At 31.9% G+C, this 22479-nt stretch carries 24 protein-coding genes; 22 read left to right on the plus strand and 2 right to left on the minus strand.

All coding sequences use genetic code 11. The features are described 5' to 3' along the window. The first annotated feature begins 3 nt into the window (after nucleotides 1-3). The 9 genes from rplQ (at nucleotide 4) to flgE (ending at nucleotide 9176) form a co-directional block, all read left to right on the plus strand. Nucleotides 4-357, plus strand: coding sequence for a 50S ribosomal protein L17 (gene rplQ, locus L8V79_RS03070; RefSeq protein WP_012660847.1), 354 nt, complete (start codon nucleotides 4-6; stop codon nucleotides 355-357). Nucleotides 358-475: 118 nt separating this feature from the next. Beyond that, nucleotides 476-1375 carry an ATP phosphoribosyltransferase gene (gene hisG / locus L8V79_RS03075; protein WP_039667846.1) on the plus strand — a complete coding sequence of 300 codons (900 nt, stop codon included), beginning with the start codon at nucleotides 476-478 and terminating at the stop codon, nucleotides 1373-1375. Between the two features lie 9 nt (nucleotides 1376-1384). Then, on the plus strand, nucleotides 1385-2665 hold the full coding sequence (hisD, locus tag L8V79_RS03080; protein ID WP_263702425.1) for a histidinol dehydrogenase: 1281 nt from the start codon (nucleotides 1385-1387) through the stop codon (nucleotides 2663-2665). After that, nucleotides 2662-3729 carry a bifunctional histidinol-phosphatase/imidazoleglycerol-phosphate dehydratase HisB gene (gene hisB / locus L8V79_RS03085; RefSeq protein WP_263702426.1) on the plus strand — a complete coding sequence of 356 codons (1068 nt, stop codon included), beginning with the start codon at nucleotides 2662-2664 and terminating at the stop codon, nucleotides 3727-3729. Before hisD ends, hisB begins: the two co-directional genes overlap by 4 nt. Continuing rightward, nucleotides 3726-4307: an imidazole glycerol phosphate synthase subunit HisH gene (hisH, locus tag L8V79_RS03090; RefSeq protein ID WP_263666448.1), complete on the plus strand. Its 582-nt coding sequence runs from the start codon at nucleotides 3726-3728 to the stop codon at nucleotides 4305-4307. The genes hisB and hisH overlap by 4 nt, the downstream gene beginning before the upstream one ends. A gap of 6 nt (nucleotides 4308-4313) precedes the next feature. Next, nucleotides 4314-5048: a 1-(5-phosphoribosyl)-5-[(5-phosphoribosylamino)methylideneamino]imidazole-4-carboxamide isomerase gene (gene hisA / locus L8V79_RS03095; protein ID WP_263702427.1), complete on the plus strand. Its 735-nt coding sequence runs from the start codon at nucleotides 4314-4316 to the stop codon at nucleotides 5046-5048. Then, complete coding sequence (gene hisF, locus L8V79_RS03100) at nucleotides 5030-5797, plus strand: imidazole glycerol phosphate synthase subunit HisF (RefSeq protein ID WP_263702428.1); 768 nt, start codon at nucleotides 5030-5032, stop codon at nucleotides 5795-5797. Before hisA ends, hisF begins: the two co-directional genes overlap by 19 nt. Nucleotides 5798-5808: 11 nt before the next feature. Then, entirely contained in the window at nucleotides 5809-6435 is a 627-nt protein-coding gene (gene hisIE, locus L8V79_RS03105; RefSeq protein ID WP_087700818.1) for a bifunctional phosphoribosyl-AMP cyclohydrolase/phosphoribosyl-ATP diphosphatase HisIE, read from the plus strand. Between the two features lie 311 nt (nucleotides 6436-6746). Then, nucleotides 6747-9176: a flagellar hook protein FlgE gene (gene flgE, locus L8V79_RS03110; RefSeq protein WP_263702430.1), complete on the plus strand. Its 2430-nt coding sequence runs from the start codon at nucleotides 6747-6749 to the stop codon at nucleotides 9174-9176. A 345-nt stretch (nucleotides 9177-9521) separates the two neighbouring features. On the opposite strand, the gene L8V79_RS03115 is transcribed toward flgE, so the two are convergent. Then, entirely contained in the window at nucleotides 9522-10763 is a 1242-nt protein-coding gene (locus L8V79_RS03115; RefSeq protein ID WP_263702431.1) for a multidrug effflux MFS transporter, read from the minus strand. Nucleotides 10764-10886: 123 nt separating this feature from the next. Here L8V79_RS03115 and L8V79_RS03120 point away from each other — a divergent pair, with 123 nt between their 5' ends. From L8V79_RS03120 to L8V79_RS03175, 12 genes are read left to right on the plus strand one after another with little or no spacing between them, the layout of a single operon-like run. Beyond that, nucleotides 10887-11156, plus strand: a complete 270-nt coding sequence (locus L8V79_RS03120; RefSeq protein WP_041570315.1) for a NifU family protein — start codon at nucleotides 10887-10889, stop codon at nucleotides 11154-11156. After that, nucleotides 11143-11682, plus strand: coding sequence for a histidine kinase (locus tag L8V79_RS03125; RefSeq protein ID WP_263663742.1), 540 nt, complete (start codon nucleotides 11143-11145; stop codon nucleotides 11680-11682). The genes L8V79_RS03120 and L8V79_RS03125 overlap by 14 nt, the downstream gene beginning before the upstream one ends. Next, nucleotides 11666-12949, plus strand: a complete 1284-nt coding sequence (locus L8V79_RS03130) for a UDP-N-acetylmuramoyl-L-alanyl-D-glutamate--2,6-diaminopimelate ligase (RefSeq protein ID WP_263702432.1) — start codon at nucleotides 11666-11668, stop codon at nucleotides 12947-12949. Before L8V79_RS03125 ends, L8V79_RS03130 begins: the two co-directional genes overlap by 17 nt. Next, nucleotides 12950-13255 (plus strand): YbaB/EbfC family nucleoid-associated protein, encoded by a 306-nt coding sequence (locus L8V79_RS03135; RefSeq protein ID WP_039667857.1) that lies wholly within the window; start codon nucleotides 12950-12952, stop codon nucleotides 13253-13255. Continuing rightward, a complete protein-coding gene (locus tag L8V79_RS03140; protein WP_263702433.1) occupies nucleotides 13252-14331 on the plus strand; it encodes a PDZ domain-containing protein in 1080 nt (359 codons plus the stop codon). Before L8V79_RS03135 ends, L8V79_RS03140 begins: the two co-directional genes overlap by 4 nt. Beyond that, nucleotides 14331-15176: a polyprenyl synthetase family protein gene (locus tag L8V79_RS03145; protein ID WP_263690368.1), complete on the plus strand. Its 846-nt coding sequence runs from the start codon at nucleotides 14331-14333 to the stop codon at nucleotides 15174-15176. The genes L8V79_RS03140 and L8V79_RS03145 overlap by 1 nt, the downstream gene beginning before the upstream one ends. Nucleotides 15177-15179: 3 nt before the next feature. Next, on the plus strand, nucleotides 15180-17084 hold the full coding sequence (tkt, locus tag L8V79_RS03150) for a transketolase (protein ID WP_263702434.1): 1905 nt from the start codon (nucleotides 15180-15182) through the stop codon (nucleotides 17082-17084). A gap of 1 nt (nucleotide 17085) precedes the next feature. After that, nucleotides 17086-18186, plus strand: a complete 1101-nt coding sequence (locus L8V79_RS03155; RefSeq protein WP_412175175.1) for an MlaE family lipid ABC transporter permease subunit — start codon at nucleotides 17086-17088, stop codon at nucleotides 18184-18186. Beyond that, nucleotides 18183-18905 (plus strand): ABC transporter ATP-binding protein, encoded by a 723-nt coding sequence (locus tag L8V79_RS03160; RefSeq protein WP_263679224.1) that lies wholly within the window; start codon nucleotides 18183-18185, stop codon nucleotides 18903-18905. The genes L8V79_RS03155 and L8V79_RS03160 overlap by 4 nt, the downstream gene beginning before the upstream one ends. Next, nucleotides 18905-19732: an MlaD family protein gene (locus L8V79_RS03165; protein ID WP_263702437.1), complete on the plus strand. Its 828-nt coding sequence runs from the start codon at nucleotides 18905-18907 to the stop codon at nucleotides 19730-19732. The genes L8V79_RS03160 and L8V79_RS03165 overlap by 1 nt, the downstream gene beginning before the upstream one ends. A 1-nt stretch (nucleotide 19733) precedes the next feature. Further along, complete coding sequence (locus tag L8V79_RS03170; protein WP_263702438.1) at nucleotides 19734-20327, plus strand: hypothetical protein; 594 nt, start codon at nucleotides 19734-19736, stop codon at nucleotides 20325-20327. Nucleotides 20328-20369: 42 nt separating this feature from the next. Continuing rightward, nucleotides 20370-20891 (plus strand): flagellar FLiS export co-chaperone, encoded by a 522-nt coding sequence (locus tag L8V79_RS03175; protein ID WP_263702439.1) that lies wholly within the window; start codon nucleotides 20370-20372, stop codon nucleotides 20889-20891. A gap of 31 nt (nucleotides 20892-20922) precedes the next feature. On the opposite strand, the gene L8V79_RS03180 is transcribed toward L8V79_RS03175, so the two are convergent. Then, nucleotides 20923-21462, minus strand: coding sequence for a superoxide dismutase family protein (locus L8V79_RS03180; protein ID WP_263702441.1), 540 nt, complete (start codon nucleotides 21460-21462; stop codon nucleotides 20923-20925). A 114-nt stretch (nucleotides 21463-21576) separates the two neighbouring features. Here L8V79_RS03180 and L8V79_RS03185 point away from each other — a divergent pair, with 114 nt between their 5' ends. After that, on the plus strand, nucleotides 21577-22455 hold the full coding sequence (locus L8V79_RS03185; RefSeq protein WP_263702443.1) for a helix-turn-helix domain-containing protein: 879 nt from the start codon (nucleotides 21577-21579) through the stop codon (nucleotides 22453-22455). Nucleotides 22456-22479 lie beyond the last annotated feature (24 nt).

Raw genomic sequence — 22479 nt, forward strand, 5'->3', positions numbered from 1 at the left:
TCAATGAGACATAGACATGGATATAGAAAGTTAGGTCGCACTTCTACTCATCGTGCAGCCTTATTAAAAAACCTTACCATTGCTATTATTAAAGCAGGTAAAATAGAAACAACATTACCTAAAGCAAAAGAATTAAGAGGTTATGTTGAAAGATTGATCACTCGTGCAAGAAAAGGTGATTTCAATGCTCACAGAGCAGTTTTTGCTAGCTTGCAAGATAAAGAAGCTACAAATAAACTTGTAACAGAAATTGCACCTAAATTTGCAGATAGAAACGGTGGTTATACAAGAATTATCAAAACAAGAATCCGCCGTGGCGATGCTGCAGAAATGGCTTTCATCGAATTTGTAGCTTAATTTTTAGCCTTTTTAAAGGCTAAAAACTTCTTAATTTTTATTTATTTACTTACTATTTTTTGTATTTTTATCCATTTTTTGCTACTATTAATCTTTTTAACTACAAAAAAGGAAAAAAATGCAAGAAAATTCAAGATTACGCATAGCTATACAAAAATCAGGTCGTTTAAGTAAAGACTCTATCGCCTTACTTGAATCTATAGGCGTAAAACTTCGCATACACGATCAAAGCTTGATTGCTTTTTCTACAAATTTACCTATTGATTTACTTAGAGTAAGAGATGATGATATACCAGGGTTAATTTTTGATGGAGTGGTAGATCTTGGTATAGTTGGAGAAAATGTTTTAGAAGAAAATGAACTAGAAAGAAAATCAAAAAACGAAAATGCAGATTTTATAATGCTTAAAAAGCTTGATTTTGGTGGGTGCCGTTTGTCTTTAGCATTGCCAGAAAATAGTGAGTATAAAGGTATAGAAAGTTTTAAAAATTTACGCATAGCAACTTCTTATCCACAGCTTTTAAAGCGTTTTATGGAAGAAAATAACATTCCTTATAAAACTTGTATGCTAACAGGCTCAGTTGAAGTAGCGCCAAGTGCAAATTTAGCTGATGGAATTTGTGATTTAGTTTCAAGTGGTGCTACTTTGAAAGCAAATGGGCTTAAAGAAGTTATGGTGATTTATAAATCAAAAGCTTGCATTATCCAAAGAAAAGAAAGTTTAGCTTCACATAAACAAGAATTAATCGATAAACTACTCATTAGGATTAATGGAGTTATGCAAGCAAGAGAGTCAAAATACATCATGTTGCATGCTCCTATTGAAAAGCTGGAAAAAATCACAGCCTTGTTACCAGGTGTTGAAAAACCTACGATTTTACCTTTAGAAAATGATAAAGCTAGAGTGGCGCTACATATGGTAAGTCAAGAAAATTTATTTTGGGAAACTATGGAAGCTTTGAAAAAAGAAGGCGCAAGTGCGATTTTAGTTTTACCTATTGAAAAAATGCTCTCTTAAAGGATAAAAATGCAAATACTTGATTTTGAAAAATTAAACCAAAGCGAACAAGAATTAGCACTTAAGCGTCCTGCTATAAGCGCTAATGCACAGGTTAAAACCATAGTAGAACAAATCATTGAAGATGTCAAAATAAATGGCGATGAAGCTTTAAAACAAATGGCTGTAAAATTTGATAAAGTAGAGTTAAATTCCATTAAACTAAGCGATGAAGAGCTTAGTAATTTAGCAGAGCAAATTGATGATGAGTTAAAACAAGCTATTAAAATAGCTTATGAAAATATCTATAAATTCCACAAAGCTCAAGAAGGCCAAACCATAGAAGTTCAAACCTTTGAAGGGGTAACTTGTAAGGTGCTAACAAGAGCTATTGAAAAAGTAGGACTTTATATACCAGGAGGCTTAGCACCACTTTTTTCAACTGCACTCATGTTAGCTATTCCAGCTAAAATTGCAAATTGTAAATTTATAGCCTTAGCTTCCCCAGCACCACTACACCCTGCCATTGCTTTTGTAGCAAAACTTTGCGAAGTTGATGCGGTGTATCAAATAGGTGGAGCAGGAGCCATAGCAGCGCTTGCTTATGGAACGCAAAGTGTGCAAAAAGTAGATAAAATTTTTGGCCCAGGAAATGCCTTTGTAACTGAAGCCAAAAAACAAGTTAATAATCATGGAGTGGCTATTGATATGCAAGCAGGCCCTTCTGAAGTGTTAGTTTTAGCAGATGAGTTTGCTAATGCTAAATTTATAGCTTCAGATTTACTCTCACAAGCTGAGCATGGAGCAGATTCTCAAGCGATTTTAGTTTGCACAAGTGAAAAATTAGCCAAAGAAGTAGATAGTGAAGTTGCTTTACAGCTTGAAAAACTCGCGCGTAAAGAAATTGCTTCCAAATCTTTAGCACACTCTAAAATCATTCTTGCAAAAGATATAAAACATGCCATAAGCATTTCAAATGACTATGCACCCGAACATTTGATTATTCATACACAAAATCCATCTAGCTTGCTTGATGATATTATGCATGCAGGTTCAGTATTTTTAGGTGAGTATTCTCCAGAATCTATGGGAGATTATGCAAGTGGAACAAATCATGTATTGCCAACTTATGGTTTTACTAAGTCTTATTCTTCATTAGGGCTTGCTGATTTTATGAAAAGAATGACTGTACAAGAACTTAGTAAAGAAGGCTTTAAAAAGCTTGGGCCTGTGGTGGAAATTTTAGCAGCAGCTGAAGGGCTTGATGGGCATAAAAATGCCGTGAGTTTAAGATTAGAAAGTCTAAAATGAGTGCAAAAATTTTATTTATCGATAGAGATGGCACGCTCATTGATGAGCCAAAAGATGATTTTCAAATCGATTCTTTGGAAAAACTTGAGTTTGAAAAAGGTGCTATCAATGCACTTTTAAAGTTAAAAAATTTTGGTTTTAAATTTGTTATGGTGAGTAATCAAGATGGCCTAGGCACAAATTCTTTTCCTAAGGAAAATTTTGACAAGGCTCATGAAAAAATGCTAAGTGTTTTTCAAAGTTGTGGTATAGAATTTGAAGATATTTTTATATGTCCACATTTTGAGCATGAAAATTGCGCCTGTAGGAAGCCAAAAACTGCCATGCTTGAAAACTATATCAAAAATAAACTTTATGACAAAAATAAAAGTTTTGTCATAGGCGATAGAGACAGCGATATGCTTTTGGCGCAAAATCTTGAAATTCAAGGTTTAAAATATGATAAAAACGATTTTAACTGGGAGCAAATTGCTGATTTTATCTTGCAAAATTACCGCAGTGCCTGCATAGAGCGTAATACCAAAGAAACTCAAATTCAAGTTAAAATAGCTTTTAATGAAAAAGCAAAAGCTAATATAAAAACAAATATCGCATTTTTTGATCATATGTTAGAGCAAATTGCTACGCATGCAAATATATCTTTAGAGATAAAATGCAAAGGGGATTTAGAGGTTGATGAACATCACAGCGTAGAAGATGTCGCGCTTGCTTTGGGCGAGGCTATTAAAAATGCACTTGATCAAAAAATAGGTATTGCAAGATATGGCTTTGTTTTACCTATGGATGAGTGCTTGGCAAGTTGCGCGATTGACTTTTGTAATAGACCGCATTTAGTTTATAAGGCTAAATTTAAAAAAGAAAAGCTTGGAGAATTAAGCACAGAAATGATAGAGCATTTTTTCTACTCACTAAGCTATGCTATGGGTGCGAGTTTGCATTTAAAAGTTAAAGGCAAAAACGATCATCACAAAGCCGAAGGGCTTTTTAAAGCCTTTGCAAGAGCTTTAAAAATGGCTATAAAAATAGAAAATGAAAATCTAGCAAGCTCAAAAGGAGTGATATGAAACTAGCTATTATAGATACAGGTTGTGCGAACTTAGCTTCACTTGCTTTTGCACTCGAGCGTTTAGGGCAAAAAAGTATTATCACGCATGATTTAAAAGAACTCTCACAAGCAGATAAGCTTTTACTTCCTGGGGTTGGCACAGCAGCTAAAGCAATGGCTAATCTACAAGCACTTAATTTAGAAAATTTTATCCAAACTACCACAAAACCACTTTTAGGCATTTGTCTTGGTATGCAAATTTTGGGTAAATTTTCAGAAGAATTACACCAAAAAACACTTGGTATTATGCCTTTTGAAACACAAAAATTCCAAGAAAAAGCAAATTTTACTTTCCCACATATGGGGTGGAATCAAGTCTTTAGCTCTCATGAGCTTTTTAAAGGCTTAGATGGAGCTTATTTTTATTTTGTGCATAGTTATTGTGTGGGGCTAAATGAATACACCATCGCAGAGTGTGAGTATTCTACCAAATTTAGTGCAAGTTTAAATAAAGACAATTTTTATGGCGTGCAGTTTCACCCTGAAAGAAGTGGCGAAGCGGGCGAAGTATTATTAAAAAATTTCATAAATATGTAGGTAAAAATGCAAACTCAAATCATTCCAGCATTAGACTTAATAGATGGCAAAGTGGTAAGGCTTTATAAAGGCGATTATACTAAAAAGCAAGAATATAGCTTTGATCCTTTGGCTAAATTTCAAGAGTATGAGGCTCAAGGCATTGCTTGGCTTCATTTGGTGGATTTAAGCGGTGCAAAAGATCCTAGTAAAAGACAACTAAAACTCATAGAAAACCTAGCTTCTAAAATTAGAGTAAATCTTCAAGTAGGTGGGGGAATTCGCACTAAAGATGAGATTAAAGCTTTGTTTGATAGTGGTGTTAAACGCGTAGTTATAGGTTCTTTAGCGGTTAAAAACAAAGCCTTTACACAAGAGCTTTTAAATGAATTTGGTGTAGAAAATATAGTCTTAGCGCTTGATAGTATTTGTGTTAAAGATGAGTTTTTTGTGGCTGTTGATGCGTGGAGTAAAACAAGCGATGAAAAATTATTTGAGCTTTTAAATTTTTACAAAAATGTAAAGCATATTTTATGCACAGATATTTCTAAAGATGGCACGATGAGTGGAGCAAATATCACTTTATATAAAACTTTGCATGAGAAATTCCCACATTTACAAACCCAAGCAAGTGGAGGCGTGGCAAGCTTGGAAGATTTTAAAAAGCTAAATGGCATAGTAAGTGGTATCATCGTAGGCAAAGCCTTGCTTGATAAAGAATTTAGCATAAAGGAGGCTCAAGAATGCTTGCAAAACGCATAATCGCATGTTTAGATGTAAAAGATGGTAGAGTAGTTAAAGGGGTGCAGTTTAAAAACCATGAAGATATGGGCGATATCATCGAGCTTGCTAAATTTTACTCACAAAATGGCATTGATGAGCTTGTATTTTATGATATTACAGCTTCAGCTAAAAATGAGCGCATTGATAGAACTTGGGTAAGCAAAGTAGCACAAAATATCTCTATACCATTTTGCGTTGCAGGAGGTATAAAAAGCGAAGATGACGCAAAAGAACTTTTAGCAAATGGTGCTGATAAAATTTCTATTAATTCCCCTGCTTTAAATGATCCTGATTTAATCTCACGCCTTGCAAAAAGCTTTGGAGTGCAATGTGTAGTCGTAGGCATAGATACTTTTAAAGATGAAAACAACGAGCTTTTAGTCTATAAATACACCGGAGATGAGAGCAAATCTCATCATAGTGGTAAAAAAACACTAGAGTGGGTAAAGCAAGTATGTGAGCTAGGAGCCGGTGAAATCGTGCTAAATATGATGAATCAAGATGGTATGAGAAAGGGTTATGATCTTGATCAACTTGCTAAAGTTAGACAAATTTGCCCTGTGCCTTTAGTAGCAAGTGGTGGTGCAGGAGCTAAAGAGCATTTTTTAGACGCTTTTAAACTTGGTGTTGATGGAGCTTTGGCAGCTTCTATTTTTCATAAAAAACTTATAGATATTAAAGAATTAAAACTATTTTTAAAAGATCAAGGCATACAAATTCGTATTTAAAAGGAAAAGCTATGAAGATAAATGAAGAAGAATTCATAAAAAGCATTAACTGGCAAAAGGTTAATAACCTTGTTCCTGTGATCATTCAAGATTATCATTCTTGTGAAGTTTTAATGCAAGGTTTTATGAATGAAGAGGCATTAAGAGAGAGTTTTAAGCACCAAAAGGTTGTGTTTTACTCACGCACTAAAGAGCGTTTGTGGATGAAAGGCGAGCAAAGTGGGAATTTTTTACATATCATAGATATGGGGCTTGATTGTGATAGAGATTGTATTTTGATTTTAGTTAAACCTAGCGGGGCTACTTGTCACACGGGTGACACTTCTTGTTTTGAAACGCTTTCTAAAAAAGCTGACTTTGTATTTTTATCGCGTCTTGAAAGACTGATTAATTCACGTAAAAACACTTGCGCAAGTTCTTCTTACACGGCTGAGCTTTTTTCAAAAGGCACTAAACGCATAGCGCAAAAAGTAGGCGAAGAAGGCGTTGAAACGGCTTTAGCTGCTACTATTAAAGACAAAGATGAGCTTATAAATGAAGCAGCTGATTTACTTTATCATTTAGAAGTGTTATTAGCTGATGCGGATTTGAGTTTAAATGATGTGATTGCTAAATTAAAAGAAAGAAATAAAAGTTAAGCGTGATTTCTCACGCTTAATTAAGCAATATTTTTGAAAAGATTCACTGACTATATCGAGTAATTTTAAAAAAACTTTACACATTAAAGACATAATATGCATTTTTATAACAATTTGTTATGAAAATTTAGACATTAATTTTTGACTAAAAGCTTGATTTCTCCATTATTTTACTAAAATACTTTTGCAATATATGTATTCAATTTAATAACATTTTATTTGTATTTTTGGAACACTTATTGCTTTATCTTGGCTAAGCAATAGAAGATTGTGAGATATTCACAAAGCAATATTTTTTAAAGGATTTAATTATGATGAGATCTCTTTGGGCTGGGGTTTCAGGACTCCAAGCACACCAATACGCAATGGATGTAGAAGGTAACAACATAGCAAATGTTAATACATTTGGTTTTAAGTATTCTCGTGCGGATTTCTCAACGCTTATGAGCCAAACTTCTAAGATAGCTACAGCTCCAGATGGCAACCTAGGTGGTAAAAACCCTATGCAAGTTGGACTTGGTGCGGGTGTAAATTCTACGACTAGAATTCACTCTCAAGGTAATATCCAAACTACAGATAAAAACACTGATATGGCTATCAATGGAGATGGGTTTTTCATCGTTTCAAATGATGGTGGCACAACACAGTTTTTTACTCGTGCAGGGGACTTTAAAACAGACGCGGTAGGAAATTTCGTAGATAACAACGGCTATACTGTTCAAGGTTGGAATTATAATCAAGAAACAGGACAAATTGACTCTTCAACCTCAGTAGGCGATATCGTAATCCCACCTGGCATGAGTATGCCTGCTAGACCAAGTACTTCAGTAAAACTTACAGCAAATTTAGATAGTGGTAATACTTTGGGTATGAATGCTTCTGCTAAAAGACCTATTTATGCACTAGATTCTGAACATGGTAAAAGAAAAGATACAGGAACAGTTATAGATGAAAATGATACTGGCCATACTGAGTTTTACACTACTTCAAAAAGTGGAGCCCAAGTAACGGAAAAAGGTATAGATATGGGTGTGGTGTTTAATGCTCAAGGTGAGGGTTTAAATTTAAGAGATGGACAAGGCATATGGATAAGTTATAAAGAGGCTAAACATCAAAGTAATATCAAAATGAACGATACTTTACCTTTAGATAGGGCAGAATGGAAGCCAAATACTAATTATACATTTTGGGGTGCAAAAGATGGTGATACACAACACCCTGCAAAATTAGATATTACTATTAATGGTGTAAATATTACAGCAGAAGGTGTAGGACAGGAAACTTTTTTAAATGCTATCAATGCTAAGACAGCTGAAACTGGGGTGGTAGCTTCTATAGTAGATGGCAAAATGACATTTACTAATGATAATAGCACAGGAACTACTGCAAAATCTAAAAATTTAAATATTACTGTAAATGCTGGAAATACGGCTGGGGCGCAAGTTACTACAAATGGAACACCTACAACAGGTAATATTGCAGATGTTTTAGCTGCTCACGATAATGATGCAAGCACAAGAATATGGTTAGGTACAGATAATGGAACAACAACTGGGAATGCTAAAACTAATGCGCAGGTTATAACAGCTCATGAGTATATTTATAGTTCAAATAATGTGGATATAGGTGCAAATCCAAAAGCAGATGAAATTGGAACTTGGCCAGACATGACAAGCAGAAGAACATTCCATACTACTGAAGACTTAAGAGAGCTTATGCAAAGAGATGCTAGATTTGCCGTTGATTATGATGGTAGTGGCACAAGAGATGCTAATGATGCGAATGTTGGTGTTGAAGTAGTAGTTGAAAGTGATGGAAGATATAAAATTACAAATCCTAAATTAAATGATCAATCTAAAGACATGACTTTTAAGGTTACAGGTTATTCTAATGAGGCAAATAAAATCGCTACAAATGATAAATTTACAGCGATGTTTAGTGCTTTAGATGGAAATTTCAATGCAGGTAATAATGAAAAATACTCTCAAGACATGTATTTATCAGCGCATACTGCTAGTATAGAAATTTTTGACTCATTAGGAACTAGACATGAGCTAACTGTGCAATTTACTAAGCAAAGTAAAACAGCAGATGGTGGAGCTGAATGGTCTATCATCATCTCAGTGCCTGAGCCTGCAGAGATAAATTTTAGTGGCGATGGTGCTCCAGGAAACATAGTAGTAGGAAATTTAAGATTTGGCAATGATGGCTCTTTACAAAGCTATACGCCAAATGTATTAAATTTCACCGGAAATAACGGCTCAAAACCTGATCAAGTGATCAAACTTGACTTTGGAACAACAGGTGGTTTTGATGGTTTAACAAGCTATGATAAAGACTCAGCTACAACTAAACAAGAAACTGATGGTTACACAGGGGGTAACTTAAAGCCAGATGCATTAAGAACTGATGAGAATGGTTATATCTATGGAGAATTTACAAATGGTAAAACTCTAGCTTTAGCTAAGGTTGCTCTAGCTACTTTCCCAAATAATATGGGTCTTGAAGAAATGGGTAATAACCTTTATAAAGCAACAGCAAACTCAGGAACAGCTACTATAGGCCATGCTGGCGAAGGTGGTAGAGGGGGCTTAAAAGGCTCAGCCATAGAAATGTCAAACGTGGATTTAAGTCGTGCATTAACTGAGCTTATCGTAATCCAAAGAGGTTATCAAGCAAACTCAAAAACGATTACCACAAGCGATCAGCTTTTAAATACTTTGCTTCAATTAAAACAATAATCTTAACCCAAGGTTTTTAAAACCTTGGGATCAAGCTTTACAAGGTTATCGAGGTAGCCTTGTAATACTTGATAGCCTTGAAGCCTTCAATCTATTGCTAACTCACTTCTTTCTTGCCTTAAGGAGTGAGTAGCATGATTTGCATATCGACAAGTTAAAATAAAAATTTATAAAGCTAATCATCTATTAATAGTTTTAATCATTGTAAATTTAAAATATTTTGTTTTGCTATCATGATCAAAAACACTAAAATTATCAAGAAAAATATAAATATTGTTTATTGATATAAAGTTTTTTGAAAAAGGTTCGATATAGTCAGTGAATCTTTTCAAAAATATTGCTTAATTAAGCGTGAGAAATCACGCTTAACTTCTTTTTGATTTTATTTAACTTTCTTTTATTGATTAAACTTAGATAAGAAACCAAAGATAAAAATGTACAAGTTCCTAAAATAAGTGATAAAAATATAGGTGTATTAGCATTTAAAAGACTTACTAAAAATGCCATTACTCCCGCCATAGCAAATTGCGCTGCACCTAAGAGTGCTGAAGCACTGCCTGCATTTTGTTTTGATCTTGCCATAGCTAAGGTTGTGGTATTTGGCAGGATAAAACCCAAACTTGCTATGATAAAACACAAAGGAATTTCAAAAGCCCAAAAACCTAGCTCAAAAGTTGCACCCAAGATGAGTAAAAAAGTTAAAAAAGTAATTACCATAAGCGCTCTAGGGAGTATATAATAAGGAGAAAACCTAAGGACTAATCTTGCATTGATATTTGCACATATAACAAAGCTTAGAGCATGAGCTCCAAAAAGGGCTGCGTATTGTTGCTCGCTTAATCCAAAAACGCGTGTAAAAACAAAAGATGAGCCGGTTAAATAAGCAAAAAAACCTGCAAATATTAAATTTCCACAAAGCAAATATACTACAAAACGGCGATCTTTTAAAACTTTTTTGTAACTTTTTGTAACCTCTTTGTGATTGAATTTTTTTCCTTTGGTGTTGTGATTGCTTTCTTTTAGAACAAAAATAACAAGCAAAAATAAAATAAAGCCTAAGATAAACAATGTTAAAAATATACTACGCCAAGAAAAAAATTCAAGTAAAATTCCACCAAAAGTAGGAGAAAGCATAGGGGCTAAAGAAGTAAAAACCATCATTAAAGCATAAACTCCTGCTGCTTCTTTAAGCTCAAAAACATCATTTACTATAGCTCTTGCTACGACTACACCCACGCAACCTCCTAAAGCTTCAAAAAAACGCAAAGCTATAAAAGCATGAATGGAATCAACTAAAACACAAGCAATACTTGAAGAAATAAAAATAAAAAGTCCTATGTATAAAGGTTTTTTTCTGCCATATACATCACTTAATGGTCCATATAAAAGCTGACCTAAAGAAAAGGCGATGAAAAAACTTGCAAGAGAAAGTTGAGTGTAAAAAGAATTTGTTTGGAAGCTTTTTTCTACTTCATTTAAAGCAGGTAAATACATATCAGTTGAAAGTGGTGCTATGGCAGATAAAAAGCCTAGTATGAAAATGAGTTTGAGTTTTTCAAAACCTTTTATTTGAGTGCGTTTTTGCATACAAAATCCTAAAATATTTTTACCATTGTATAGCAAAAAGTCTAAAATAAACAATAATTTACATTTTTTAAAGGCAAATAAGATAAAATTAAACTAAAAAATAATCAAGGAAAAGTTATGAATATGCCTTTTAGTGATGAGGAATTAATCGAACCTGTAAAAGCAAGTCTAGCTAAAACTATGCATATTTTAGAAAATGATGGTGGTGGACTTGATTTTTTAGGGGTTAAAAATGGTGTGGTTTATGTGAAGCTAACCGGAGCTTGTCATGGTTGTCCTTCAAGTGGAACGACTTTGAAATATGGCTTAGAAAAACAGCTTAAAATCGACATACACCCAGATATAACTATAGTAAATTTAGCAGGCGGGGAAAGCGAATTTGCAAAATTATAAAAAAATAGCCATAGAATGCTTTTATAAAAAAGATTTTAAAAACGCTAAGATGTATTTTTCTCTCGCTTATGAAAAGCGTAAAAATAAAAGACTTTTAACTTTTATTAATATTTGCGATTTAGCTTTAAAAAGCCCTGAAGAAGCTTTTGTGTTTTTTGAGTTTTTTATGCAAAATTATAAAAATACTAAAGTAGATAAAGATATTGAAAAACTCATTAGTCTTAGTCAAAGTGTGCAGTATGAAGAAGAAAGTGAAGACTTTGAGGGGTTGAGTTATCAAGATTTTTTACTTAGTGAAGCAAAAGTTGGGTTTAAACAAGCTTTGGAAAATGTTATAATATCGAATAAACTTATCATTAATGATAAAGAAGATTTTGTGGATTTTTTAGAAAAACTTTTAGAGCATGGTTATAAAGATATGCTTGTAGCCTATATGGAAGATGTTTCGGTGCATTTTTATTCTAATTATAGATTTATCAAGCTTAGTGAGAAAATCAAGGAATTAAATTATGATAGTAAAGATTGAAAATACTTTCATTTGTGATAATTCTAATGAATGCGAAAAAGATTGTTTTTTCTTAAAAACTGCTCAAAATGAAAAATTTCTTCATCAAGCTTTAGAAAAACAAGCAAAAGTTATAAATATAGCTGAGTGCAAGAAACTTTTAAATATAGATGAAAATATAAAAATCATAGGCATAACAGGCACAAATGGCAAGACAACTACTGCAGGGGCTATTTACTCTATCTTGCTTGATTTAGGTTATAAATGTGCCTTGATGGGAACTAGGGGTAGTTTTATAAATGATAAAAATATCTCTCCAAAAGGCTTAACCACTGCTCCTATTTTGCAAACTTTAGAGCTTTTATCTTTAGCAAGTAAGGAAAAATGTGAATTTTTAATTATGGAAGTAAGCTCACATGCTTTGGTACAAAACCGCATTGAAGGGCTTGAGTTTAAGGCTAAAATTTTTACGAATATCACTCAAGATCATTTAGATTTTCATGGAAGCTTTCAAAACTATCAAGCGGCAAAAGAAAGTTTTTTTACCGATGAGTGTATGAAATTTATCAATAAAGATGCAAAAGCTATAAATTTTAATGTCAAAGGTGCTTTTACTTATGGAGTAGAAAATCCAAGTTATTATCATATCAAAGCTTATGCTTTAAAAAATGGCATTGAAGCTGTGGTAAATTTTGGCAAAGAAACTTTTATGATTGATTCTTCTTTAGTGGGGCTTTTTAATCTTTATAATCTTTTGGCTGCAAGTGCTTGTGTGAATGAACTTGTCAAGCCAAATTTAAAAGAACTTGAAAAGGCCATTAGTAATTTTGGTGGCATTGAGGGCAGAATGCAAGTAGTTGCAAAAGATGTGATTGTAGATTTTGCTCATACGCCCGATGGCATAGAAAAAGTTTTAGATGCTTTAAAATATCGCGATTTGATTGTGGTTTTTGGAGCAGGGGGAGATAGGGATAAAACTAAGCGTCCATTAATGGCTAAAATTGCCAAACACTATGCCAAAAAACTTATCATTACAAGCGATAATCCGCGTTCAGAAGAGCCTATGGATATCATTAATGATATTTTAAGTGGTATAGAAAAAGATGAGAGTGTTTTTATAGAATGTGATAGAAAAGAAGCGATAAAAAAAGCAATAGAGCTTAAAACTAAAAATGATTTTGTAGTGATTTTGGGTAAGGGCGATGAGACTTATCAAGAGATTAAAGGAGTAAAATATCCTTTTAATGATAAAGAAGTAGTATTAGAGATATTAAAAGAAGGAAAATAAATGTTTGAAAATATGGATTTTTCTAAAATGGGTGAGCTTTTAACTAAGGCTCAAGAAAAAGCAAATGAATTAGAGCAAGAAGCTTTAAAAAAAGAATTTAGTGCAAAAAGTGGCGGTGGTTTAGTAAAAGTTAGTGCTAATGGAAAAGGTGAAATCATCGATATAAATATTGATGATTCTTTGCTTGAAGATAAAGAATCTATGCAAATTTTATTAATCGCAGCGATTAATGATGTGATGAAAATGGTAGAACAAAATAAAAAATCAATGGCTAGTAATTTATTTAGCGGAATGGGAATGCTATGAGAATTTTACTTTGTATTTTGGGTATAACTGGTGTACTTTTTGCTGTGCCAAGACCGACTTTTAATGATTTTTTGGGTTGTTATGAAAAGAATAAAGCTAGTATGTTAATTTATGAAGGCTTACCTGCTTTTGCTTTAAATGAAAACACCCTAGCAGTAGTTAAAACTAAAAATGCAAAATTAAACAGCTATACTAAATATGACCCTTTTTTAAATTTATATTTAGTAAAAACTGATTTTAGTTTAATCCCAGCGCCTATGGGAAATGAAGAAGAATTAACACGCAATAGCTGGGTGGGAATTTTAGATAATAATCAAAGCTACATAGGACATTTAAAGTATTTTGGACAAAGTTTAACAGAGCGTGATCAACTTGATTTTACTTCTAAAATCGGAGAGCTTAACTCACCATGTTGTAAAATGCTTGGTATAAGCTTAGAAGATGGCAAACTTATAGGTAATCGCTATTTAAAACACTTTGCAAAATATCCTGATGTTTATTGGGGTGATATAGGTGTGGATTTTGATATGCGTGATGGCAAAATTTATGTTAAAAATGTACGTAAAAATGGACAATTTTTACTTAATGATGAGCTTGTGAGTGTAGATGGACAAGTTTATGATGATATAAGAAAATTAAATGAGAAAATTTTATTTGCTGATCGTGGTGCAACTTTGTATTTTAATATGCTAAGAGATAATAAAGATATAAATATTTCTACGACAGTTTTTGATAAAGATTTGGGTATATTTGCTAAACCTAAAAAAGTAGTTCAAGCTAAGCCAACTTCTTTTTATAGCAATCTAGGATTGCGCGTAGATATGAAAATGAATGTTACAGAGGTAACTCCAAATTCTAAAGCGCAAATGGCTGGATTTTTAAAAGGGGATAAAATTTTAAGAATTAATAATCAAAAAATCAACAATTTCAATGAGCTTCAAGCCATATTAACTCAAGCTAATACTTTTGATATTTTGATCTCAAGACAAGCAAGTAATATCCCTTCAGCGAAAAATAATGATTTTGAGCATTTTAATAAAGGATACTTTGACTTTTTTATAAGGTTAAATAAGTGATTTTAGAAAAATTCAAACAGCATTTAGAGCAAAATTTTCCTAAAACTCAAAGCTTTCATCCATTTTTCAATGAGGCTTTAAAATGGATGCTAGAAGCTGGCGGGAAGCATTTTAGAGCCCAACTTCTTTTGGGTATAGTTAATGCTAAAAATCCTGCTTTGTTTGAAAAGGCTTTAAATGCAGCTTTGGCTTTGGAATTTATCCATACTTACTCTTTAATACATGATGATTTGCCTGCTATGGATAATGCCTCTTTGCGCAGAGGAAAGCAAACTTTACATAAAAAATATGATGAAACCACAGCTATTTTAGTGGGCGATGCTTTAAATACTCAAGCTTTTTTGCTACTTTCCAAACTTGATTTAAAAGAAAATGTTAGATTAAAACTCATAGAAACTTTAGCTTTTAATGCAGGGCTTGGTGGTATGATTATCGGTCAGGCGATTGATTGTTATTTTGAAGATATACCTTTAAATTTAGAGCAAGTTGAGTTTTTGCATATTCATAAAACTGCAAGATTGATTGCAGCAGCTTTAAAAATGGGCTGTGAAATTTGTGAGTTAGATGAAAAAGAATGTGAGCAAATTTATGAAATAGGGCTTTTGATGGGATTAGTTTTTCAAATCAAAGATGACATTATCGATGCGACTTTAGACACGAAAGAAGCAGGAAAACCAACTCATAATGATTTGCATAAAAATTCTTTTGTAAAACTTTTGGGTTTAGAAGGTGCTAAAAAGGCAAAAGATGATAAAATAGCTTTATGCGAAGAAAAAATGAAAAATTTAGATTCTAAGCTTGCTAATGAGCTTCAAATTTTGATTGATAAATATTTAAAAGGTTAAACAATGTTACAAAAACAAGCCAACACTATAAGATTTTTATGTGCGGATATGATACAAAAGGCAAATTCAGGCCATCCAGGTGCACCTATGGGTTTAGCAGATATTATGAGTGTTTTAAGTACTCATTTAGTACATAATCCAAAAGATCCTACATGGTTAAACCGCGATAGATTAGTTTTTTCAGGCGGCCATGCGAGTGCTTTACTTTATAGCTTTTTGCATTTGAGTGGTTATGATGTAAGTTTAGAAGATTTAAAAAACTTCCGTCAATTACACTCTAAAACTCCAGGTCATCCTGAAATTTTTACCCCAGGTGTTGAAATCGCCACAGGGCCTTTAGGACAAGGCATTGCAAATGCGGTTGGTTTTGCTATGGCGGCTAAAAAGGCGAGTTTACTTTTGGGTGAGGATATTATCAATCACAAAGTATATTGTTTGTGTGGTGATGGGGATTTACAAGAAGGAATTTCTTATGAGGCTTGTTCTTTAGCAGGACTTCATAAACTTGATAATTTAATCATCATTTATGATAGTAATAATATTTCAATCGAAGGTGATGTGGCTATTGCCTTTAATGAAAATGTAAAAGAGCGTTTTAGAGCGCAAAATTTTGAAGTACTTGAGATAGATGGGCATGATTTTGAGCAAATTGATTTAGCATTAAAAACAGCTAAAGAAAGTAAAAAACCTTGTTTAATTATCGCTCATACTACCATAGCTAAAGGAGCTTTGGAGCTTGAAGGAAGTCATCATTCTCACGGAGCGCCTTTGGGTGAAGAGCTTATTAAAAAAGCAAAAGAGGCTTTAGGTTTTGATCCACAAAAAACTTTTGAAATTCCAGAAGAAGTTAAAATTCGCTTTAATGCCGCAATAGAGCTTGGAGATTTAGCACAAGCTAAGTGGAATCAAAAAGTGCAAAATTTAAATGTAGAAAAACAAGCTTTATTAAAAGAGCTTTTAGAACCTGATTTTTCAAAAATACAATTTCCTGATTTTAAAGGAAAAGATCTAGCTACTAGAGATAGTAATGGTATGATTTTAAATGCTATTGCTAAAGCTTTACCGGGATTTTTAGGTGGTAGTGCAGATTTAGGTCCTTCAAATAAAACTGAACTTAAAGATATGGGCGATTTCCCAAATGGAAAAAATATCCACTATGGAATAAGAGAGCATGCAATGGCTGCTATATCAAATGCTTTTGCTAGATATGGTTTGTTTTTGCCTTATTGTGCTACCTTTTTTATATTTAGTGAGTATTTAAAACCTGCTGCAAGAATAGCAGCTTTGATGAGGGTTAAACACTTTTTCATCTTTACTCATGATAGCATAGGGGTTGGCGAAGATGGCCCAACACACCAACCTATAGAGCAACTTAGTACTTTTAGAGCTATGCCAAATTCATTGACATTTAGAGTAGCTGATGGGGTTGAAAATGTAAAAGCATGGCAGATCGCACTTAAAACTAATATGCCAAGTGTTTTTGTTTTATCACGTCAAAAATTAAGCGCTTTAAGTGAGCCTGTTTTTGGAGATGTGGAAAATGGGGCTTATTTATTAGAAGAAAATGCAAATGCGCAATTTACACTTTTAGCAAGTGGTAGTGAAGTATCATTGTGTTTAAAAGTAGCTAAGATTTTAAAAGAAAAAGGTGTGATTGTTAATGTAGTTTCTATGCCTTGTTATGAGTTATTCATCGCTCAAGAAAAATCTTATAAAGAAAGAATTTTACAAGGTAAGGTTATAGGCGTGGAAGCTGCAAATTCAAATGAACTTTATAGAATTTGTGATGAGCTTTATGGCATAGAAAGTTTTGGTGAGAGTGGTAAAGATAAAGATGTATTTGAGCATTTTGGATTTAGTGAGGAAAAATTAAGCTCATATGTTTTAAGTTTATGTAATGAAAAATAAAATCATCAAAGATGTTAAAAATCAAGAATGCATTTTTAGCGTCTTTGGTATATGGGATAAAACTAGCGTAGGAAAATTGGAAAAATTAGATTTTCCTACTCAAAAAAATATTATTTTTGATTTTACAAATTTAGATTTTATAGATACTGCTGGGATTAGGTATTTTCTAGCTTTAGAAAATGAACTTAAGCAAAAAGGTTTTGAGCTTAGTAGAATAAATCTTAAAAGCGAGCATGCTAAGCTTTTTGAACTTTGTCAAAAACACTATAAAAGTTTTCATAATACTCATGAAAATAAAAAAACAATCAAAGACTTTTTTGAAAATTTAGGAAAAAAGGTTGTTGAATCTTTTACGCTTTTGGTGCAGTTTTTAAATTTCATTGGGCTTATTATTTATACTTGTTTTAAAACACTTTTAAACCCTAAAAAACTTCGCTTTAAGGCATTTTTATATCATGTAGAAAATAGTGCTATTAATGCTTTGCCTATTATTATGCTAACCTCATTACTTGTGGGTGTGGTGCTTGCTTATCAAGCTGCGTATCAACTTGCACAATTTGGAGCTAATATTTATATTGTTGATTTAATGGGAATTTCTGCTACTAGAGAGCTTGCACCGTTAATTAGTGCTATTGTTATAGCTGGTAGGAGTGCAAGTTCTTATACAGCTCAAATTGGAGTGATGAAACTTACTGATGAAATTGATGCGATGAAAACTATGGGTTTTAAAGAAAGTGAATTTATCATTTTACCTAGAGTTTTGGCCTTAGCACTTGCCATGCCTTTAGTGGTAATAGTGGCGGATATTTTAAGCATTATAGGTGGAATTGTAGTTGCTTGGTTTAGTTTAGAAATTAGTGCGAGTGAGTTTATGAGTCGCTTTAAAGAAGCAGTGGAGTTAAAACATATCATCATAGGACTTATAAAAGCGCCCATTTTTGGATTTTTGATTGCTTCTATTGCTTGTTTTAGAGGATTTTTTGTGCAAAAAACCACCGAAAGTATAGGTGTTTATACGACAAAAAGTGTTGTAAATGCTATTTTTTGGGTGATAGCTTTTGATGCGATTTTTTCTGTATTTTTAACAAAGGCTGGATTTTGATTATAAAGGCTAAAAATATCAGCACTTATTTTGGAAGTAAATGTGTGCATGAGGATATTAGTTTTGAAGTACAAGATAATGAAATTTTTGGCATTTTAGGTGGTAGTGGTAGTGGCAAATCTGTACTTTTAAGACAAATGTTAATGCTTGAGCATTTTGATAAGGGTGAGTATGAAATTTTAGGCAAGAGATTAAAAAATATAAGCGATGAAGATGCTTTATTTTTACAAAAACAATGGGGTGTTGTTTTTCAATATGGAGCATTATTTAGCTTTTTTAATATACTTGAAAACATTAGTATACCTTTAGTTGAATATACAAAACTTAGCAAAAACGATATCAAAGAAATAGCCATGATGAAGCTTAAAATGGTGGGACTTGATGAGAGTGTAGCTAAGCTTTATCCAAGTGAATTAAGCGGGGGTATGAAAAAAAGAGTGGCTATAGCTAGAGCTTTGGCACTTGATTCTAAATTGCTTTTTTTAGATGAGCCAACTTCAGGACTTGATCCTTATAGTTCAAGAGAATTTGATGAGTTGCTTTTGAGTTTAAAACAAAGCTTTAAATTATGTGTGGTTTTAATTACTCACGATAAAGAAAGTATGAAAAATGTATTAAACCGCTTTTTGATTATAGAGAATAAAAAAGTTGGTTTTTTAGGAAATGTTGAGACTTTACAAGAGCAAAATCCAAGACTTTATGAGAGGTTTATGCAATAATGGAAAATAAAGCAAATTATATTTTGATTGGAATTTTTGTTAGTATATTATTTTTTATTAGCTTGTTTTTTATAGTGTGGTATGGGAATTTAAAAGATGAAAAATCTTTTAAATATTATGAAATTTATATGGAAGAATCAGTTGCAGGGCTTAGCGTCAAAGCTCCGGTTAAATTTTTAGGGGTTGATGTTGGAAGTGTTGAAAATATCAGCATAGATAGTTCAAGCAATCAACTAAGAGTGAAAATCTTAGTCAAGCTTGATTCTGATTTAGCGGTTAAAACAGATACTTATGCAAGCTTACAAATTCAAGGTATAACAGGATTTAAGTTTATTCAGCTTGCAGGGGGTAGTGAGGAAGCTAGTGTTTTAAAAGCAGATGGTGATGTATATCCTATTATAAAATCAAAAGAAAGTTTTTTTGCAAGCATAGATAAACAAACATCAAATTTATTAGAATTAATTACCAGTTCAAAAATAAAACTAGAAAGTCTCTTAAGTGATAAAAATTTAAAAAACATAGAGCGTATTTTACAAAATACATCCGAGTTTTCTGCGTATTTAAATACTAAAGCACCAGTATTTTTGGAAAATTTAAATAAAACAAGCTCTAAACTTGGTAAAAGTTCAGATGATTTTTCAAATTTTTTAAATAATGCCAATGGTCAACTTAATGAGTTTAATAAAAGTAGAATGCTTTTAAATGAAAATTTAGATATTTTAAGAGTTTTGTTTTTAGATTTTACACAATTATTAAAAAATTTAAAGCAAAATCCTTCAGATGTGATTTATAAAGATAAAGTTATTCAATATGCTCCAGGAGAATAAAATGAAATTTTTATATATTAGTTTAATAGCTATTTTTTTTAGTGCTTGTTCTTTGATTAGTCCAAATCAAACTTTGCCTGCAAATAAATATTTTAGCATTAATTTAGAAAAGCTAGAGCAAAGTCAAAATAAAGTAAAAAATTCTACCATCATGGTTTCTTTACCTAAGGGCTTATCTTATACTAATGAAATTTTTTATAAAAAAAATCATATTGTTAATGCTTATGTTTATCATTTTTGGAAAGAAAATCCTGCTTTGATGATTAAAACTTTTTTGGAATTTCATTTGCAAGATTTAGGAGTATTTAAAGCGGTTTTAAATCAAGATAGTCTAGCTAGTGCTGATTATGTTTTAGAAAGTAAAGTAGATATTTTAGAGCAAGATTTTAGTGATGAGGTGCATTCTAAAATAAAATTAGGCATTAATTTAAATTTGGTGCAAATAAACACTAAAAAACTTATAGCAAGTAAGTATTTTTACTACGAAAAAGAATTAAATGATAATAATCCCCAAAATTTAATCCAAAATTATGATGAGGTTTTTTTACTTTTTGCTAAAGATTTTAGAGTTTGGGTAGATCAAAATTTGGAATAAAAAATGCTTTTCTTGTTGTAGCAATAACAAGGAAGGTGTATTATGAGAGATGAATTAGAAATCTTACAAAAGCATTTAGGACAAGTAGGTTCAAATATAGATGGTGCAAATTTAAAGCATCAAACACAAAAATTTAGCGAAGATATTACCGATGCAAATGATTTTGTTGGTGCTTTGCAAATTTTAGATTCTTCGTTGAAAAAAATTTCAAAACTTTTAGAAGATAAAAATTATGAAGATGTGCAAGATAAAGTATTAATCGCAAGTGAAAGTTTAAAAATAGTAGATAATTGCTCGTTTTTAGGAAATGCTTTATTTGATAATAATTATAATGTAAATGTAGGCTCAAAGGCTTTTGCTTTTGAAATTTACAACCCTTTAAAAATTTTAGAAACTAGTGATTATGAGGGTATGAAAGCTTATATAATAGATAAAAGAGAAGAAATAGCTTCTATGCTTGGTGAGCTTGCAGTGGCTATTGCTACTTATAGTCCTAGTCAAAGTTTTGGCGGGTCAAGCCATGATTTTATGAATGATTTAGATTTTACTAAGCTTTTTAAATAATACTAAAGGCAAAAAGCCTTTAGCATGTGTTTTATTTAATAACTCCACAAGCCATTCTAGCGCCACCACCGCCAAGCGCTGCAGGATGATCGCTATGATTATCTCCTCCAAAATGTATCATTAAAGAGTGATTTTTAAGCTCATTAAGAGTTTTGATTTTTGGTGCTAATACAGGATTAATTGCTTTGCCATCTTTTTCTACATAAAGTGGTGGTAAATCACCTCTGTGGCCTTTATCATCCCATGGGCTTGAGTGTGCATCAGTTTTTTCAGGATCCCAGTGACCACCAGCCTTCATACCTAAACCCTTATCAGTTGCTCCACAATCAGCGTTTGCATGAACATGAAAACCATGAATTCCACTTTCTAAATCTTGAAGATTTGGGTAAAATGCTACCCCATAAGGAGTTTGTACTGCTACTACTTCACCTGCGTTTTTGTTGGCATTTTTGTCAAGAATTTCCATTTTGATAACTAAATGATCTTTTTGTGCTTTTGGATCAAAATTTTCCAAATTTGCCCCAATTAAAAAACTTGATGCTAGTAAAGATCCTAGAATTATTTTTCTCATTTTCTCTCCTTTTGTTAAAAATTATTTTATTGTAGCATATATTATTAATGAAAAATTATTTTTTGTTATTTTTTATAAAATACAATAATCAAAAAACTTATAAAAAAGGTTTTAATGTTAGTTTTTCCAAAAGATTTTGAAAAAGTGAGTCAAAAAGTTTTACATAATTCTTTATTTTCTTTGTGTCATTATCAAAAACAATCACCAAGTAATATAAACCAAGAAGTGGTGTTTAAAGACTATACTTTGGTTTTTATATTAGAAGGTTCTAAAAGTATTTATACTATTGATAATCATTTTAAAGCAAACAAAGATGAAATTATTTTTTTCACAAAAAATTCCTTTTCTATTAGAGATTATTTAAATAGTGAAAATACTTATAAGTCTGTTATTTTATGTTTTAAAGAGAGTATTTTGATAGAGCTTGTTTTTAAATATCAAGATTTAATTTCTAAATTAAACTCTTTAGAGTATTCTAAAAGTTTATTTAGTTTAAAATCAGATTTAATAACTAAAAGTATTTTTCAATCTTTTTTACCTTATATAAACAGTTCTAAAAATAACGAATATTTGCTTAAATTAAAATTTGAAGAATTATTTTTATCTTTACTGCATAGTGAAGACAATGCAGAATTTTTCGCTTTTTTAAAAGCTATTTTAAACGGTTTTAAATTAGAACTTTATCAGATGTTTGCATATTGTCAAAATGATTTTGAAAATGTAGCTTCTATGGCTAAATTTAGTAAAATGGATATAGCAAGCTTTAGTCGTAATTTCAAGCAAAGTTTCGGGATAAGTCCTAAAGAATGGCTTGACAATAAACGTTTTGAGAAGGCTAAATTTCTATTAGAATTTTCCACTAAGAATATCACTCAAATTTGTCATGAGCTTGGATTTAATTCTCCTGCCTGGTTTATAGCAAGATATAAAAAAAGATATGGCATTACACCAAAACAAGAGCAAAAATCAAAAAACTTATATTTTTTGTCTTAAAAGTGATAGATTTTAATTTTAAAT

The organism is Campylobacter sp. IFREMER_LSEM_CL2194, assembly GCF_025771685.1.
GTDB lineage: Bacteria > Campylobacterota > Campylobacteria > Campylobacterales > Campylobacteraceae > Campylobacter_D.